We start from the raw sequence: 16,020 nt of genomic DNA, 5'->3' as shown, positions 1-16,020 counted from the left end.
CCCGGCGGCGCGCCGGTCCCGCCCCGGTCAGAGCACCGGGCTGGCGTCGGCGAGCAGCCGGTCGAGCTCCGCGACCACCTTGGCCCGGCTCGGGTGCACCGGGTCGATCAGTGGCTGGCCCCGCCGGTCCCGCGCACCCCAGCGGCCCGACTCGTCGCCGATCAGGAAGGCGACCGGGTGCACGACCAGGGTCGGGTACACCGGCGCGACCAGCACCCGACCGTGCCGGTCCACCACGCCCCGGCGGCCGGCCAGCTCTACCACGGCCAACCCCTCCTCGGTGAAGCCGTCCACGTGCCGGCCGTCGGCCAGGGCGGTGGCGAAGCCGTGGTACCGGGTCGGCACGACGACCTGACCGGTCCGGTCGACCGCACCCCAGCCGCCGTTCTGGCGGACCGCCGCCAGGCCGCTTCGGAACGGTCGGACGTCCTCGAAGCCCGGCGGGATCCGCACGATGTTGGTCGGGTCGACCGCCATCCAGTTGCCCTTGCCGTCCATCGACACCCAGGCCAGGCCCTCGGAGAAGGACCGCACCCCCCGGTAGCCGTTGTTCGCCTCGATCAGCGCCGCTCCGGACTCGTCGATCAGCGCCCAGCGGGAGGCCTCCGGCCGGCGTACCCAGGCCATCCCCTCGCGGAAGGGCTGCACCTCGGCGTACCGGTGCTCGATCACCAGGTTGCCCTCGGCGTCGGCGTACCCCCAGAGCTCCGACTCCTCGTCCAAGGTGGGCACCGGCGACCGCTCGCTGCGCAGGATCTCGTCCCGGCTGCGCGGCCGCGGGCCGAATCCCCCGGCCGCGGCCCGCTCCTCGACCGCGGCCAGCGCCGTGCCGGTACGCGCGACGAGCTCCGGGTCGTCACCCTGCCGCAGGTCCATGGCCCGCTCGAAGTGCTGGCACGCCTCGATCAACCGGCCCTGGTCATAGCAGGAACGGCCGGCGTGCTCGTGCAGCGCCGCGCGCAGCCGGTCGGGCAGCTCGGGGGAGTTGGCCTGGGCGAAGAGCCGGTCGGCCTCGGCGTGCTCACCACGCCAGCGCAACACCTCCGCGAGCCGGGCGCGCGCCAGCGCGGTCCGCCGCAACTCGCCGGTCGCCTCGGCGTACGTCAGGGCGAGCCGTCCGTCGGCGAGGGCGTCGTCCAGGTCGCCGAGGATCCGCGAGGCCACCGCGCGGAGGCTGAGCAGGCGGGCCCGGCTCCGGTTGTCGACGGCGACGCCGAGCTTGGCGGTGAGCCCGTCGCGGACCGCCCGCAGCTCGTCCGGATCGCTCGCCTCCTCGCGCAGCGTCTCCGGATGCAGCCGCCACTGGAAGGCGGCGAGCGCCTGCTCGGGGTCCGGCTGCGCCGGTCCTTCCTCGCCTCGCTCAGCCTCCGGCCCGGAGTCGGCGGGAGCGGCCGAGACCGGCCGCGCCGGCGGTGCGGACACCGGTGCGGGTGGTCCGGAGACGGGCTGGGAGACCGGTGCGGGCGGTCCCGAGACCGGCTGCGCCGGAGGCGCGGAGACCTGTGCAGATGCCTCCGCGCCGGGCCGCGCGGCCGACTCCGAAACGGGCTGCGCGGGCGGTGCGGACACCGGTGCGGGTGGTCCGGAGACGGGCGGGGCCGGAGGCGCGGAGATCGGTGCGGATGGGCCGGGCTGGGCGGTCGGCCCCGAAAAGGGCTGCGCCGGGGGCGCGGACACCGGTGCGGGTGGCGCGGACGCGGGCTGCGCGGGCGGTCCGGAGACGGGCCGCGAGACCGGTGCGGGCGGCGCGGACGTGGGCTGGGTGGGCGGCCCCGACACGGGTGGGGCGGGTGGTGCGCTGGTCGGCGCGGCGGCGGCTGGCGGGCCGTCCTGCCCGATCGGCGACGCGGAGGCCGGCCGGTACGCGGGCGGCGCCGAGACCGGCCGGTAGGCGGGGGGCGCGGAGACCGGCCGGTACGCGGGCGGGGCGGAGACCTGGCCCGCGGTCGGTGGTGCGCTGTCCGGTGCCACGGGCGGCGCCGAGACGGGTCGGGTTGCGGGCGGGGCGGAGACCTGGCCCGCGGTCGGTGGTGCGCTGTCCGGTGCCACGGGCGGCGCCGAGACGGGTCGGGTTGCGGGCGGCGCGGAGTCCGCCGGGCCCGCCGCCGCGGGGACCGGTCGGTAGGCCGGCGGCTTGACCCGCTGCGCGGGCGCCGTCTCGGCACGCTGGGCCGGCTCGTCGGCCGGCGCCTGCGGCGTGGCCGACTCGGCGGCCGGCGGTGCCGGCCTGCTCGGTCCGAACCACGCCTCCGCCACCTCGACGGCCCGGCCGGCCGGCGGTGTCTGCGCCCCGCGCGGCGTGGACCCGGTCGTGGCCGGTGGCCCGGAGACGGGCGCAGGCGCGGGCCCGGGGGCCGGAGCGGACGGCGACGGGCCGCCGGACACGGGTGCGTCCGCCGGTCGGGTCGGCGGCGCGGAGGCCGGCCGGGGTGCGGGGGCGCCGGACACCGGCGCGCCCGAGGTGGGGGCCACCGGCCGCTCGTCGGGCCGGGCCCGGGCGACGGGCTCGACGGGTGGCCGCCGGCCGTCGTCCTGACGCGGCGGGACCTGCTGGCTCCGCGGCCCGTCGGGCCCGGGCCGGACGCCCGGCTCCGGCTGGGGACGCCGGACGTCGCCCGGGCGGACCGTACCCCGCTCGACCGGGTGGCCGTGCCGCTCGTCGGGCCTGGACCGGACGGCCGGCCGGTCCTCGGGGCGGTGGCGCTCGTCGGGCCGGGACGTGACCTGCTCGGCCTCGGGACGCCGGCCGTCGTACCGGGCACCCTCGACCGGGTGGCCCTGCCAGCCGTCCGGACGGGCGGCGCCCCGCTCGTCACGACCGTGCGACGCGGGTTCGACCGGGTGCGCCGGCCGGCCGCCGGGCCGGCCGACGGTCGAGGGACGCTGGCGGTCGTCGGAGCGCTGGCGGTCGTCGGGACGCTGGCGGTCGTCGGGACGCTGGCGGTCGTCGGGGCGGTGCACGGCGGGCTCGATCCGGGCCCGCTGCTCCGCCGCCTGCCGCTCGTCCGGACGGAGCCGGGAGGGGTCGCCCTGCGGGCGGTACGTCTCCCAACGCTCGTCGGGGCGGAAGGCAGCGGGCCGGTCGACCGGACGCGGCTCGGCGTGGTGGCCGGGCCCGCGCTCCGGGCCGCGCGGGTCCACAGTGGACCAGCGCTGGCCGTCGCGGTCGGCCGCGGGGCGAGGGCCGGCGTCCCGATACGTCTCGGCGCGCGCCGCGGCCTCCCGGCGCGGATCGCGGTCCGGGTGCGGCGGACCGCCGCGGCCCTGCCGGTCCGCCGGGGGAGGGGTCGGCCGCCCGTCGGCCGTCGGCGTGCTCCACTGGCGCTCCGACCGCGTCGGGGCGTCCGGGCGCCGGTCCGCGGCCGGCTGGGGTCGGCGCGCGAACTCGTCGGGCTCGGGAAGCCAGCCGGGCTCGGGCGCGGGGGAGACCGGTCGCTGCGGGGCCGCGTCCGGCGGCATCCGCCGGCCCGACTCCGGGCGGCCCCACCGCTGATCCTGCCGGTCCCGGTCGCCGTGCCAGCCGGCGGCGCGGTCCCGGTCCACCGTCCACTCCGGGGCGCGCTGGTCGTACCGGCCGGACTCGCGGTCGGCCGGGCGGCGCTCGCCGGGGTGTCGGTCGCCGGGCCGGCCGTCCTGGCCCGGTCCACGCGGGTACCGGTCGTCGGCGGCGCGGCGGTCCTCCCAGCCCCGCCGCTCCCGGCCGTCGACGTCGGCGCGCCGGTCCGCCCAGGCGGTGGCGCGGGGATCGTCGTCCCGGCCGCGCCGGTCGCGGCCGTCGCTCACCATGCGCCGGTCGTCCCCACCGCGCCGGTCGCGGTCGTCGCCCCCGCGCCGGTCGTCCCCACCGCGGTGGTACGTCCCACCGGGCCGCTCCGCCGGGCCCGGGATGATCGGGTACGCGCCGCGCCGGTCACCCGGGGCGCGGCTGACCGGGCGCGCGCCGCGCCCGTCGTCGGGGGCGGGGCTGACCGGATCCGCGCCGCGTCGGTCGGGGGCCGGGCTGACCGGGCGCGCGCCGCGCCGGTCGTCGGGGGCGGGGCTGATCGGGTGGGCGCCGTCGCGCGGCTCGCCCGGGGCGGGGCTGACGGGCTTGACCTCGGCCCGGCCGACGACCGCCCGGCCGCGCGGAGCGGGCGAGCTCAGGTGCTGGATGCCGATGTCGCCCGGATAGCGCTGGCCCGGGAACTGCGGCTGCCACTCGTTGGTGGGTTCGGCGGCCCAGGACGGCTCGGCCGGGTCCCCCCAGCGGTCGTAGCCCCGGCTCATCGACCCACCCGCTCGCCGCCCGCGCGGCGCGGCCCCGGGGCCGGCTCGCGTCGCTCGCTCACGGCGATGTCACCTCGTTGCAAATTGTCGCGCTGGTCGCCGGACGTGCCGGTAGAGTCGCCCGGTCCAGCACGTCGTGGCTGCGGATGGAGGGTAGCGGCGTGGGCTCAGTCACCGCCACTGTGGCGCCGCCCACGGACTCAAACGTTATCCGATCGTTCCGGACATTTAGCGCCATAGTCGTCGCCGGTTTCCGACGATACGCGACCTACCGGCAGGCAGCCGTGGCGGGAGTCGTCACCAACACCGTCTTCGGCTTCCTGCGCTGCTACGTCTTCCTCGCCGTGGCCGGGGCGGCCGGCACCGTGGCCGGCTACGACCGGGCCCAGCTCGCCACCTTCGTCTGGGCCGGGCAGGGCCTGCTGGCGGTGATCCTGCTCTGGGGCTGGACCGACCTGGCCGACCGGATCCGCACCGGCGAGATCGCCAGCGACCTGCTCCGACCGGTCCACCCGGTGACCAGCTACCTCGCCACCGACCTGGGCCGCGCCGGGTACGCCTCGATCTCCCGGCTGCTGCCGCCGGTGCTGGTCGGCCCGCTCTTCTTCGACGTGTACCTGCCCCGGCGGTGGGCCACCCTGCCGCTCTTCGTGTTCTCCGTGCTGGTCGCCGTGGTGCTCTGCTTCGGTTGCCGGTTCCTGGTCAACGCCACCGCGTACTGGCTCCAGGACGTCCGGGGCGCGATGATCCTGTGGACGCTCGGCTCCGGGGTGCTCGCCGGGCTCTACTTCCCACTCCGCTTCCTGCCCGGGTGGCTCCAGGTCGCGCTCTGGTTCGGCACGCCCTTCCCGAGTCTGTTCCAGACTCCGCTGGACGTGCTGGTCGAGCGGGACCCGACCCCGATGCAGTTCGGGCTGGTCGGGGTGCAGCTCGGCTGGGCGGTGCTGATCCTCCTCGGCTGCTGGCTGGTGCAGCGCCGGGCGGAACGCCGGCTGGTGGTGCAGGGTGGCTGACCGGGGGCTGGTGGCGGGACCGCGTCCGGGCGCGCTGGCCGCGTACCGGGCGTTGCTGCGCGGGCAGGCGCGGTCGCAGACCACGTATCGCACCTCGTTCATCGTGGACCTGGTGGGCAACGTCGGGGCGACCCTGTTCGACGTGGTGACCGTCCTGGTGATCTTCGGGGTCACCCGGGAGCTGGGCGGCTTCACGCTGCGCGAGGCGCTGGTGATCGTCGGCCTCTCCTCCTGCGGGTTCGCCACCGCCGACCTGCTGGTCGGCAACATCGAGCGGCTACCCCGGTACGTCCGGACCGGCCTGCTCGACGCCGTGCTGGTGCGCCCGCTGGGCGCGTTGCCTCAGCTGCTGCTGATGGACCTCCCGCTGCGCAAGGTGTCCCGCGCGATCTTCGGCCTGGCCGTGCTGGTCGTCGCGCTCGCCTCGGCCGGGATCCACTGGACGCCGGGGCGGCTCGCGCTGGCGCTCGTCGCTCCGCTCGCTGCGGTGGTCTTCTTCGCCGCGGTCTTCGTGGCCACCGCCACCGTGTCGTTCTACTGGATCGACTCCGGCGAGCTGGCCAACTCGATCACCTACGGCGGGCGCGACTTCACGTCGTACCCGGTCACGGTCTACGGCGGCTGGTTCCGCGCACTCTTCGCGTACGGGATGGGCTTCGCCTTCGTCAGCTACCACCCGGCGCTGGCGCTGCTCGGCCGGGCCGACCCGCTGGGCCTGCCGGCCTGGGTCGGCTGGGCCGCGCCCGGCGTCGCGCTGGTCGCCGCCGCGGTCGCGGCCGTGGCCTGGCGCGTCGGGGTTCGTCACTACCGGAGTACGGGGTCATGAGCGTGATCGAAATGCGGGGGCTGCGCAAGGAGTTCACCGTCCGGGTAAAGGCCGGGCGGCTGCGCCGCGAGAAGCGGGTGGTCACCGCGGTGGACGGGGTCGACCTGCGGGTGGAGTGCGGCGAGATGCTCGGCTACATCGGGCCCAACGGTGCCGGCAAGTCGACCACGCTGAAGATGCTGACCGGGGTGCTGATGCCGTCGGCGGGGGAGGCCCGCGTCTGCGGCCTGCGGCCGGTGGCCGAGCGCACCCGGCTGGCGCTGCGGATCGGGGTGGTCTTCGGCCAGCGCTCGCAGCTCTGGTGGGACCTGCCGCTGCGCGACTCGTTCGACCTGCTGCGCCACGTCTACCGGGTGCCGGCCGCCGACCACGCCGCCCGGCTGCGCCGCTGCCGGTCTCTGCTCGACCTCGACGAGTTCCTGGACACCCCGGTCCGGCAGCTCTCCCTCGGCCAGCGGATGCGCGGCGAGCTGACCGCCGCCCTGCTGCACGGGCCGGAGGTGCTCTTCCTGGACGAGCCCACGATCGGGCTGGACGTGGTGAGCAAGCAGGCCGTCCGGGGCTTCCTGACCGAGCTGGGCCGGGCCGGCGACACCACCCTGGTGCTCACCACCCACGACCTGGCCGACATCGAGCGGCTCTGTCACCGGCTCGTGGTGATCGACCACGGTCGGGTGGTGCACGACGGCTCGATCTCGGCCCTGCACAGCCGGTACGGCTCCCGCCGGCTGGTGGTCGCCGAACTGGACGCCGCGCTCGCGGAACCGCCGGTGCTGCCCGGCGCGCCGCTGGAGCGGGTGGAGGCAGACGGGCACCGGCTGGTCTTTGCGCTGGAGTCGGCGGGCGTCGCCGAGGTGGTCGCCGGGCTGGCCGGCCTGGCGACCCTGCGCGACATCTCGATCGTGGAGCCGGACATCGAGGAGGTGGTGGCCCGGCTCTACCGGACGCCCGCCGGCGACGACCGCCCGGTGACCCACGTCGCCCCGTAGCGCTCTTGACGCCGGCCCGGTGCGGCGGACCGGCGCGACCACCCGGTTCATACGCCGGGTGACGCCACCACCGGCGTCACCCGATCCTCACGGATGCTCCATCACCAGGACCGCGAAGGTGCCGGGCGCGAGCGCCTCGTACCGGTGCGGCGCGTCGCCGGGGAAGGTGGCGTAGTCGCCCGGACCGAGGTCGACCAGGTCCGACTCCGGGCCGACGCGCATCCGGCCGGCGGCCACCACGATGTGCTCGATGCTGCGCGGGGTGTGCGGCTCGGCGACGCGGACGGCGCCCGGCTCCAGTTCCATCACGTAGACGTCGCGCCGGGCGTGCGCCGAGCCGGCGGAGAGCAGGGTGGCGGTGAAGTCGGCGTGCTCCGAGCGCACCCGGGGACCCTCGCCGGCCCGGATGACCCGGACCGCGGCCGGGGGTGGCTCGACCAGGCGGCTGAACGGTACGCCGAGCGCCACCCCCAGCGCCCAGAGCGTCTCGACGCTCGGGTTGCCGACCCCTGATTCGAGTTGGGACAGGGTGGACTTGGCGATGCCGGCGCGGCGGGCCAGCTCGGTCAGCGAGATGCCGGCCCGATCGCGCTCGCGGCGCAGGGCGGCGGCGATGGTGGCCAACGGCGGAGCGGGTTCCAGGGCCATTCGTTCGCTCCAGGGGTCTGTTTGTTCGGTTTGACGAACACGAGGGCTGCGTTCATCATAATGGACTATGCGTACGGCAGATCGAACGACCGACGCGGGGATACTCCGCGACGTCGCCGCCATCGGCGCCGCGATGATCGCGGTCGGCGCCTCCTTCGGCGCGGTGGCGGTGGCCGCCGGCCTGCCCGTCTGGGCGACCGTCGCCATGTCGGTGTGCGTGTACGCCGGCGGCGCGCAGTTCATGGCGGTGGGGCTGGTCGCCGCCGGCAACCCACTCGCCGCGGTCCTGGCCGGCCTGCTGCTCAACACCCGGCACCTGCCGTTCGGCCTGACGCTGGGCGACAGCCTCGGCCCCCAGCGTTGGCGGCGGCTGCTCGGCAGCCACCTGATGACCGACGAGGCGACCGCCTTCGCGCTGGCCCGACCGGCCGGCGGTGCGCGCCGGCGGGCGTTCTGGTTCGCCGGGGCGCTGCTCTTCCTGGCCTGGAACGCCGGCACCCTGCTCGGCGTGCTCGCCGGGGGCGCGGTCGGTGATCCGACGGCACTGGGGCTGGATGCCGCCTTCCCAGCCGGGCTGATCGCCCTGCTGCTGCCGTCGCTGCGCGACCGGGAGACCCGTCAGGTGGCGCTGGCGGGGGCAGGGCTGGCGGTACTGGCCACCCCGCTGCTGCCGGCCGGGCTGCCGGTGCTGCTCGCCCTCGCCGGCCTGGCCGTGCCGGCGCTACGCCGTCGTCGGCCACCCCCGGCCGGCGCGGGCGCCGGGGGCGGCGCGGCCGCCGGGACCGGCACGGCCGCTCGGACCGGCGCGGCCGCTCGGACCGGCGCGGTCGGTTCGGGCCGGGAGCGGGGTGCGGACGACGAGTTGTCACGGGAAACCGGATCGACGCAGGTCGTCCGGGCGGGGGAGGCGTCGTGCTGATCGCCGTGATTCTGGCCCTGGCCGCCGGCACGTACGGCTTCCGGGTCGCCGGGGTGCTGCTGCGGGACCGGCTGGACCTGCCCGAGTGGTCCCGGCGGCTGCTGCCGGTCGGCGCCGCCGCCCTGCTGGCCGCGCTGGCCGCGACCGCCGCGTTGACCGAGGCCGGCGGCTTCGCCGGCTACGCCCGGCCCGCGGGCGTGCTGGTCGGGGTGCTGCTCGCCTGGCGTCGGGCGCCCTTCGTCCTGGTGGTGGTCGCGGCGGCCGGCACCACCGCGCTGCTGCGCCTGCTTGGCATCGAATGACGTGACCCCTCCCCGCGGCTGCGGGAAGGGGTCAGGTCGTGCCGGGGGTCGGGTCAGATCTTGTCGCCGATGTTGACCTGCGGCGCCGGGGCCCGCATCCGGCGGAACGTGATCGAGCGCATGATCGCGTACAGGTAGAGCGAGCCCAGCCGCTGGTCGGACTTCGGGAAGCGCTCGCGGACCAGCTTCTTGATCTTGCGAGAGATCAGGATCGAGTCGATCACCACGCCGAGCGCCAGCGCACCCCAGAGGATGTTGGAGATCAGCCGGACGATCGGCGGCATCGCGGCGTTCGAGCCGACCAGCACGATCAGCGCGCCGCCGAAGAACCAGGTGCCGACCGTACGGCGGGAGTCGACCACGTTGCGGGCCAGCAGCCGCTCCGGACCCCGGTCGCGCGGGCCGCCCTCCCGACGGAACTCCGCCGCCGCCTCGGCGCGCGCCGCACGGCGATGCTCCCGCGCCTGCTCCTTGGTCAGCGGCGTGGTGGGCGTGCCCGGACGCCGGCCGGCGGTCGGCCGCTTCGGCGTGACCTTGCCCAGCTCCTTCTTGCTCGGTGTGTAGCCCCGGGGACGGGCAGAGGCGGGCGCCTCATCGGTCGTCACCGGGGTGACGGACTCCTCGACGAGGTTGGCGGACTTGCGGCGAAACAGCGAGGTCACGTCGTGAAGGGTAGCCAAACGGCCGCGCCCGGTGCACCTCGCGGGTGCCCCGGGCGCGAAAAGAGCGATGTGACCTTACGGACGCTCGACGCGCGCGCCCAGGTCGGCCAGCTTCGCCTCGAAGTCCTCGTAGCCGCGATTGATCAAATCGACGCCGTACACCCGGGAGGTGCCCTCGGCGGCGAGCGCCGCGATCAGGTGGCTGAACCCGGCCCGCAGGTCCGGGATGACCAGGTCGGCCGCGTGCAGCTTGCTGGGGCCGGCGATCACCGCCGAGTGCTTGAAGTTGCGCCGACCGAAGCGGCACGGGGTCCCGCCGAGGCAGTCCCGGTAGACCTGGATGTTGGCGCCCATCGAATTCAGCGCCTCGGTGTAGCCGAGCCGCTGCTCGTAGACCGTCTCGTGGACGATCGACAGGCCCCGGGCCTGGGTCAGCGCCACCACGAGCGGCTGCTGCCAGTCCGTCATGAAGCCGGGGTGGACGTCGGTCTCCAGGGCCACCGCGTTCAACTCGCCGCCCGGGTGCCAGAACCGGATGCCGCCCTCCTGGCCCGGGTCGCCGAGCTTCGGCGGGCGGGGGTCGGTCACCTCGTACGCGCCGCCCACCGAGCGGAAGATGTTGAGGAAGGTCATCATGTCGACCTGGTTCGCGCCCAGCACCTCGACGTCGCCCCGGGTGGCCAGCGCGGCGGCCGCCCAGCTCGCCGCCTCGATCCGGTCCGGGATCGGCCGGTGGGTGTAGCCGCTGAGCCGCTTGACGCCCTGGATCTCGATCACCCGGTCGGTGTGCACCTTGATGATTGCGCCCATCTTCTGCAGGACGCAGATCAGGTCGATGATCTCCGGCTCCACCGCGGCGTTGCGCAGCTCGGTGACGCCCTCGGCCATTACCGCGGTCAGCAGCACCTGCTCGGTGGCGCCGACGCTCGGGTACGGCAGGGCGAACTTCGTGCCGTGCAGCCCGTTCGGCGCCGACAGGTGCAGCCCCTCGGGCCGCTTGTCGACGGTCGCGCCGAACTCCCGCAGCGCCTGCAGGTGGAAGTCGATCGGGCGCGGCCCGATGTGGCAGCCGCCCAGGTCGGGGATGAAGGCGTGGCCGAGCCGGTGCAGCAGCGGGCCGCAGAACAGGATCGGGATGCGGCTGGAGCCGGCGTGGACGTTGATCTGGTCGGTGCTGGCGCTCTCGACGTTGGCCGGGTCGAAGACGAGCTCGCCGTCCTCCTTGCCGTCGGTCACCTTGACCCCGTGCAGGCCGAGCAGACCCCGGACCACCTCGACGTCACGGATCCGCGGCACGTCGAACAATCGGCTGGGCGAGTCGCCCAGCAGGGCGGCGACCATCGCCTTGGAAACGAGGTTCTTCGCGCCGCGCACGCGGATCCGCCCTTCCAGCGGAGTGCCTCCGTGTACGACCAGGACGTCGTCGGTCAACGCAACCTCCAGCGCGTTGGTGCTGCCGTGTAGATGGTCGGGCCCACGATCTGCATCGCTACCCCGAATGCGGCCGAGTGCAAACGGCCTACGAGTCGTCGCCCCGGCAGCATAGCCCTCGGTGACGAAAAGGGAATCGGTCACATCACCAGCGAGGGCACGAACCGGGGTGTCCCGTGTGTTTCCGTACCAGCGATGTGACCGAGCGTGATCAAGCGACGGTGGGCGCCGGGGTGTCCGCCGCCGGGAGGGCGAGCATCTGGTCCAGCGCGACCCGGGCGTGGTGGGCGGTCTCCGGGTCGACGGTGATCTGGTTGACCACCCGCCCGGCGACCAGTTCCTCCAGCGTCCAGACCAGGTGCGGCAGGTCGATCCGGTTCATCGTCGAGCAGTAGCAGACCGCCCGGTCCAGGAACATGATCTGCTTGTCCGGGTGGGCCAGCGCCAGCCGGCGGACCAGGTTCAGCTCCGTGCCGACCGCCCATGCCGAGCCGGCCGGGGCCGCTTCGATGGTCTTGATGATGTATTCCGTCGAGCCCACGTGGTCGGCGGCGGTGACCACCTCGTGCCGGCACTCCGGGTGGACCAGCACGTTGACCCCCGGCACCCGCTCCCGGACGTCGTTCACGCTGTCCAGGGTGAACCGGCCGTGCACCGAGCAGTGCCCGCGCCAGAGGATCATCTTCGCGTCCCGCAGCTGCTCCGGGGTGAGCCCGCCGTTGGGCTTGTGCGGGTCGTAGAGCACGCAGTCGTCCAGCGAGAAGCCCATCTCCAGCACGGCGGTGTTGCGGCCCAGGTGCTGGTCGGGCAGGAAGAGCACCTTCGACCCCTGCTGGTACGCCCAGTCCAGCGCCCGCTTCGCGTTGGACGAGGTGCAGACCACGCCGCCGTGGCGGCCGACGAAGCCCTTGATGTCCGCCGAGGAGTTCATGTAGGTCACCGGGACGGTGTCCTGGGCGATGCCCAGCTCGGTCAGCACGTCCCAGGCGGTCTCGACCTGCGACAGCACCGCCATGTCGGCCATCGAGCAGCCGGCGGCGAGGTCGGGCAGGATGACCTTCTGCGCGTCCGAGGTGAGGATGTCGGCGCTCTCGGCCATGAAGTGCACGCCGCAGAAGACGATGTACTCCGCGTCGGGCCGGGCCGCCGCCTCCCGGGCCAGCTTGAACGAGTCGCCGGTCACGTCGGCGAACTGGATCACCTCGTCGCGCTGGTAGTGGTGGCCCAGCACGAACACCTTCGTGCCGAGCGTGGCCTTGGCCGCCGCCGCCCGGGCCACCAGGTCCGGGTCGCTCGGCGCGGGCAGGTCACCCGGACACTCCACGCCACGCTCGGTGGCGGGGTCGCTGCCGCGACCGAGGAGCAGCAGCGCAGTGGCGGTGTTGGAGGGCTCAACCCAGGTCGAAGTCACGACTCCCATGGTCCCACAGCGTGGCCGGTGCGCAGCCGCCGTCGGTGTGTGCTGCCACACTGCTGGGCATGCGCGTGCTGCTCTGCCCCGACAAGTTCGCCGGCACGCTGCCGGCCCAGGAGGTGGCCGCCGCGGTGGCCGATGGCTGGCGGGAGGTGGCCGACGGTGACGAGCTGGTCCTCCGGCCGCTCGCCGACGGCGGCCCCGGCTTCATCGCCGTCCTCGCCGAGGCGCTCGGCGGCCGACGGATCCCGGTGCCGACGGTCGACCCGCTCGGCCGCCCCGCCGCCGGTGAGATCCTGCTCACCGACGACGGCACGGCGTACCTGGAAAGCGCCCAGGCCTGCGGGCTGCACCTGCTCGCCGCCGCCGAGCGGGATCCGAAGACCACCACCTCGTACGGGCTGGGGCTGCTGATCGCCGCCGCGGTGGAGAGCGGGGCGCGGAGCGCGGTGATCGGCCTGGGCGGCTCCGGCACCAACGACGGCGGCGCCGGGATGCTCACCGCGCTCGGCGTGACCCCGTTGGACGAGGCCGGGCGGGCGCTGCCGTACGGCGGCGCGGCGCTCGCCGCGGTGGCCGCGCTGGACGGCGCGCCCCGGCTGCGCGGAACGACCCTGATCGCCGCCACCGACGTGGACAACCCGCTGCTCGGCCTGCATGGCGCCAGCAACGTCTTCGGCCCGCAGAAGGGTGCCACCCGGGCGGACATCCTGCTGCTCGACGCCGCGCTGGAGCGCTTCGCCGCCGTGCTGGAGCGGGAGCTGCCGGGCTGCCCGGCGGGGCTCGGCGGGCAGCCCGCCGGTGGGGCGGCCGGCGGGCTGGGCGCGGCCGTGCTGGCCCTCGGCGGCCGGTGCGAGTCCGGCATCGGACTGGTCAGCCGGGCGATCGGGCTGGACACCGCGCTGGATGCCGCCGACCTGGTGATCACCGGCGAGGGCTCCTTCGACCACCAGTCGCTGCGCGGCAAGGTGGTGGCCGGGGTGGCCGGGGCCGCCCGGGACCGCGGCGTGCCCTGCGTGGTGCTGGCGGGGCGGGTCAGCACCGGGCGACGGGAGGCCGCCGCCGCCGGGGTGACCGAGGCGTACAGCCTGGTGGAGCACTTCGGCGGCGAGGAGCGCGGCGGGGTGGAGGCGGCGATGGGCCGGCCCGCCGAGGGGCTGCGCGCGCTGGGCGCTCGGCTGGCCCGGCAGTGGAGCCGGTGATCCGGCCACCGGCCTGCGGCGCGGGTCACGCCCGACCGGTCTCACGCCACGGAGGTGACTCGCGGCAACGCGGCGTACGATCGGATCTGGACCACACCGGGAATCATTGGACGACGCGCGACGTTGGCCAGTGCGTCCGGACCCATACCGCGCAGGGAGATTTCGACGTGACCACGCCAGCGCAGACCGAGTCGACCGAGGCCAAGGCCCCTGACACCGTCGTCCTCACCGACGTCGCGGCACAGAAGGTCAAGGCCCTGATCGAGCAGGAGGGCCGCGACGACCTGCGGCTCCGCGTCGCGGTGCAGCCGGGCGGCTGCTCCGGCCTGCGGTACCAGCTCTTCTTCGACGAGCGGTCGCTCGACGGTGACATCGTCACCGACTACGACGGTGTCGAGGTCGTCGTCGACCGGATGAGCGCCCCCTACCTGGCCGGCGCGACGATCGACTTCGCCGACCGGATCGACGCCCAGGGCTTCACCATCGACAACCCGAACGCCGGCAACTCCTGCGCCTGCGGCGACTCGTTCAGCTGACCGGCCGGCCCGCAGGGCCGACGGGACGTACGCAACGGCGGCACCGCCCCCACGGGTGGTGCCGCCGTTTTTCATTAGGAGTCGGGTGTCCGTGCGGTGACGTCCGGGTATTCGTGGATCGACCGGTTGTCGACCGACCCGTGACCGGCGTCCGGGCCGGACCGGTAGGCTGACCGGCGCCGTGCTCCCGACCCCGAGGGTTGACATGAAGATCGCCGTGACCGGCTCGATCGCGACCGACCATCTGATGAGCTTCCCCGGTCGCTTCGCCGACCAGCTCCTCGCCGACCAGCTGGACAAGGTCTCGCTCTCCTTCCTCGTCGACGAGTTGGTGCTCCGTCGCGGCGGCACCGCGGCCAACATCGCCTTCGGCATGGCCCAGCTCGGCCTGCGCCCGGTGCTGCTGGGCGCGGTCGGGACCGACTTCGCCGACTACCGCTCCTGGCTGGAGCGGCACGGGGTCGACTGCGACTCGGTGCACATCAGCGAGGTGGCGCACACCGCCCGGTTCGTCTGCACCACGGACACCGACATGTGCCAGATCGCCTCGTTCTACGCGGGCGCGATGAGCGAGGCTCGCAACATCGAGCTGGCCCCGGTGGCCCAGCGGCTCGGCGGCCTCGACCTGGTCCTGGTCAGCGCCAACGACCCGGCCGCCATGATCCGGCACTCGGGGGAGTGCCGCGAGCGCGGTTACTCCTTCGCGGCGGACCCCTCCCAGCAGCTCGCCCGGATGGACGGCGAGGACGTGCTCGGCCTGGTCGACGGCGCGGACTACCTGATGACCAACGAGTACGAGAAGTCGCTGCTGCTGAGCAAGGCCGGCCTGACCGACGCCCAGCTGCTGGATCGGGTGAAGGTCCGGGTCACCACGCTGGGCAAGCAGGGCGTGGAGATCGCCAGCCGGGACTTCGCCACGATCCACGTGCCGATCGCCCGCGAGATCCAGGCGGTCGACCCGACCGGCGTCGGCGACGGCTTCCGGGCCGGTTTCTTCGCCGCGCTCAACTGGGGCGTCAACCTGGAGCGGGCCGCACAGGTCGGCTGCCTGCTCGCCACGCTGGTGCTGGAGAACTTCGGCGGCCAGGAGTACGAGGTCCGCCCCGACCTGTTCGTCAAGCGCCTCGCCGAGTCGTACGGCGACGCGGCCGCCGAGGACGTCCGGCCGCACCTGCTGCCGTGACCTCAGCCGCCCCCGAACCCGCCCACTCCGCGGTCTCCGGACGGGTGGATCCGGGCGCGGTGCGACCCGGCGCCGCCGGTCCGGTGCTGGTCGCCTTCGCCGGGCTGCCCGCGGTCGGCAAGAGCACCCTCGCCAACCGGGTCGGCGCGGCGCTGGGCGCCCCGGTCCTGCCGGTCGACCCGGTCGAGCGCGCCCTGCACCGGTACGGCCTGGTCGGTGACGTCCCCGGGATGGCCGCCTACGGCGCGATCGCCGGCCTCGCCGAGGTGCAGCTCAGGCTGGGGCTGAGCGTGGTCGTCGACGCGGTCAACCCGGTGGCCAGCGCTCGCGGCCTCTGGCACGACCTGGCCGATCGGGCCGACGTGCCGTTGCGGGTGATCGAGGTGCACTGCGGCGACGAGGCGGAGCACCGTCGCCGGGTCGAGGCGCGGCTGCCCGCCGAGCCGGACCCGCTGCTGCCGACCTGGGAGCAGACCCTGGTCCGGCGCGCCGAGTACGAGCCCTTCATCGGCCCCCGGCTGGTGGTCGACACCGCCGTCGACACCGACCCCCTCCCCGGCATCCTCGCCTACCTCCGCTGACCCGCCCCGCCCCGGCCCGCGCCGCCAACCCGCTTCCGCCCGATCTTG

At 75.0% G+C, this 16,020-nt stretch carries 14 protein-coding genes; 9 read left to right on the top strand and 5 right to left on the bottom strand.

Features of this window, described 5'->3' with window-relative positions:
• Positions 1 to 27: 27 nt before the first annotated feature.
• Positions 28 to 4,266, bottom strand: a complete 4,239-nt coding sequence (locus tag GA0070624_RS36200; protein WP_245719059.1) for a WG repeat-containing protein — start codon at positions 4,264 to 4,266, stop codon at positions 28 to 30.
• Positions 4,267 to 4,427: 161 nt separating this feature from the next.
• On the opposite strand from GA0070624_RS36200, the gene GA0070624_RS29675 reads away from it, so the two are divergent.
• From GA0070624_RS29675 to GA0070624_RS29665, 3 genes are read left to right on the top strand one after another with little or no spacing between them, the layout of a single operon-like run.
• The gene (locus GA0070624_RS29675; protein ID WP_091346360.1) at positions 4,428 to 5,279 is read left to right on the top strand and encodes an ABC transporter permease; all 852 of its coding nucleotides are present in this window, start codon (positions 4,428 to 4,430) and stop codon (positions 5,277 to 5,279) included.
• Positions 5,272 to 6,105 (top strand): ABC transporter permease, encoded by an 834-nt coding sequence (locus GA0070624_RS29670; RefSeq protein WP_245719057.1) that lies wholly within the window; start codon positions 5,272 to 5,274, stop codon positions 6,103 to 6,105. The genes GA0070624_RS29675 and GA0070624_RS29670 overlap by 8 nt, the downstream gene beginning before the upstream one ends.
• Entirely contained in the window at positions 6,102 to 7,094 is a 993-nt protein-coding gene (locus GA0070624_RS29665) for an ABC transporter ATP-binding protein (RefSeq protein WP_091346358.1), read from the top strand. Before GA0070624_RS29670 ends, GA0070624_RS29665 begins: the two co-directional genes overlap by 4 nt.
• 87 nt (positions 7,095 to 7,181) lie before the next feature.
• On the opposite strand, the gene GA0070624_RS29660 is transcribed toward GA0070624_RS29665, so the two are convergent.
• Positions 7,182 to 7,742 carry a helix-turn-helix domain-containing protein gene (locus GA0070624_RS29660; protein ID WP_091346356.1) on the bottom strand — a complete coding sequence of 187 codons (561 nt, stop codon included), beginning with the start codon at positions 7,740 to 7,742 and terminating at the stop codon, positions 7,182 to 7,184.
• Positions 7,743 to 7,809: 67 nt separating this feature from the next.
• On the opposite strand from GA0070624_RS29660, the gene GA0070624_RS29655 reads away from it, so the two are divergent.
• Together GA0070624_RS29655 and GA0070624_RS29650 are read left to right on the top strand one after the other, a co-directional pair.
• Positions 7,810 to 8,661, top strand: coding sequence for an AzlC family ABC transporter permease (locus tag GA0070624_RS29655; RefSeq protein WP_091346354.1), 852 nt, complete (start codon positions 7,810 to 7,812; stop codon positions 8,659 to 8,661).
• The gene (locus GA0070624_RS29650) at positions 8,655 to 8,963 is read left to right on the top strand and encodes an AzlD domain-containing protein (protein ID WP_091346352.1); all 309 of its coding nucleotides are present in this window, start codon (positions 8,655 to 8,657) and stop codon (positions 8,961 to 8,963) included. The genes GA0070624_RS29655 and GA0070624_RS29650 overlap by 7 nt, the downstream gene beginning before the upstream one ends.
• A 53-nt stretch (positions 8,964 to 9,016) precedes the next feature.
• On the opposite strand, the gene GA0070624_RS29645 is transcribed toward GA0070624_RS29650, so the two are convergent.
• From GA0070624_RS29645 to nadA, 3 genes are all read right to left on the bottom strand, one after another.
• A complete protein-coding gene (locus GA0070624_RS29645; RefSeq protein WP_091346350.1) occupies positions 9,017 to 9,625 on the bottom strand; it encodes a DUF3043 domain-containing protein in 609 nt (202 codons plus the stop codon).
• A gap of 75 nt (positions 9,626 to 9,700) precedes the next feature.
• Positions 9,701 to 11,056, bottom strand: a complete 1,356-nt coding sequence (gene murA / locus GA0070624_RS29640) for a UDP-N-acetylglucosamine 1-carboxyvinyltransferase (RefSeq protein ID WP_091346349.1) — start codon at positions 11,054 to 11,056, stop codon at positions 9,701 to 9,703.
• Between the two features lie 211 nt (positions 11,057 to 11,267).
• Positions 11,268 to 12,467: a quinolinate synthase NadA gene (nadA, locus tag GA0070624_RS29635; RefSeq protein ID WP_091350093.1), complete on the bottom strand. Its 1,200-nt coding sequence runs from the start codon at positions 12,465 to 12,467 to the stop codon at positions 11,268 to 11,270.
• 68 nt (positions 12,468 to 12,535) lie between these two features.
• On the opposite strand from nadA, the gene GA0070624_RS29630 reads away from it, so the two are divergent.
• From GA0070624_RS29630 to GA0070624_RS29615, 4 genes are all read left to right on the top strand, one after another.
• The gene (locus tag GA0070624_RS29630; protein ID WP_091350096.1) at positions 12,536 to 13,672 is read left to right on the top strand and encodes a glycerate kinase family protein; all 1,137 of its coding nucleotides are present in this window, start codon (positions 12,536 to 12,538) and stop codon (positions 13,670 to 13,672) included.
• A gap of 167 nt (positions 13,673 to 13,839) precedes the next feature.
• A complete protein-coding gene (erpA, locus tag GA0070624_RS29625) occupies positions 13,840 to 14,208 on the top strand; it encodes an iron-sulfur cluster insertion protein ErpA (RefSeq protein ID WP_091346347.1) in 369 nt (122 codons plus the stop codon).
• A 205-nt stretch (positions 14,209 to 14,413) separates the two neighbouring features.
• A complete protein-coding gene (locus GA0070624_RS29620) occupies positions 14,414 to 15,391 on the top strand; it encodes a carbohydrate kinase family protein (protein WP_091346345.1) in 978 nt (325 codons plus the stop codon).
• Positions 15,388 to 15,972: a P-loop nucleotide/nucleoside kinase family protein gene (locus GA0070624_RS29615; RefSeq protein WP_091346343.1), complete on the top strand. Its 585-nt coding sequence runs from the start codon at positions 15,388 to 15,390 to the stop codon at positions 15,970 to 15,972. The genes GA0070624_RS29620 and GA0070624_RS29615 overlap by 4 nt, the downstream gene beginning before the upstream one ends.
• Positions 15,973 to 16,020 lie beyond the last annotated feature (48 nt).

Source organism: Micromonospora rhizosphaerae, assembly GCF_900091465.1.
Taxonomy (GTDB): domain Bacteria; phylum Actinomycetota; class Actinomycetes; order Mycobacteriales; family Micromonosporaceae; genus Micromonospora; species Micromonospora rhizosphaerae.
The sequence above is the reverse complement of the archived record's forward strand: the minus strand, read 5'-3'. Positions and strand labels throughout refer to the sequence as shown.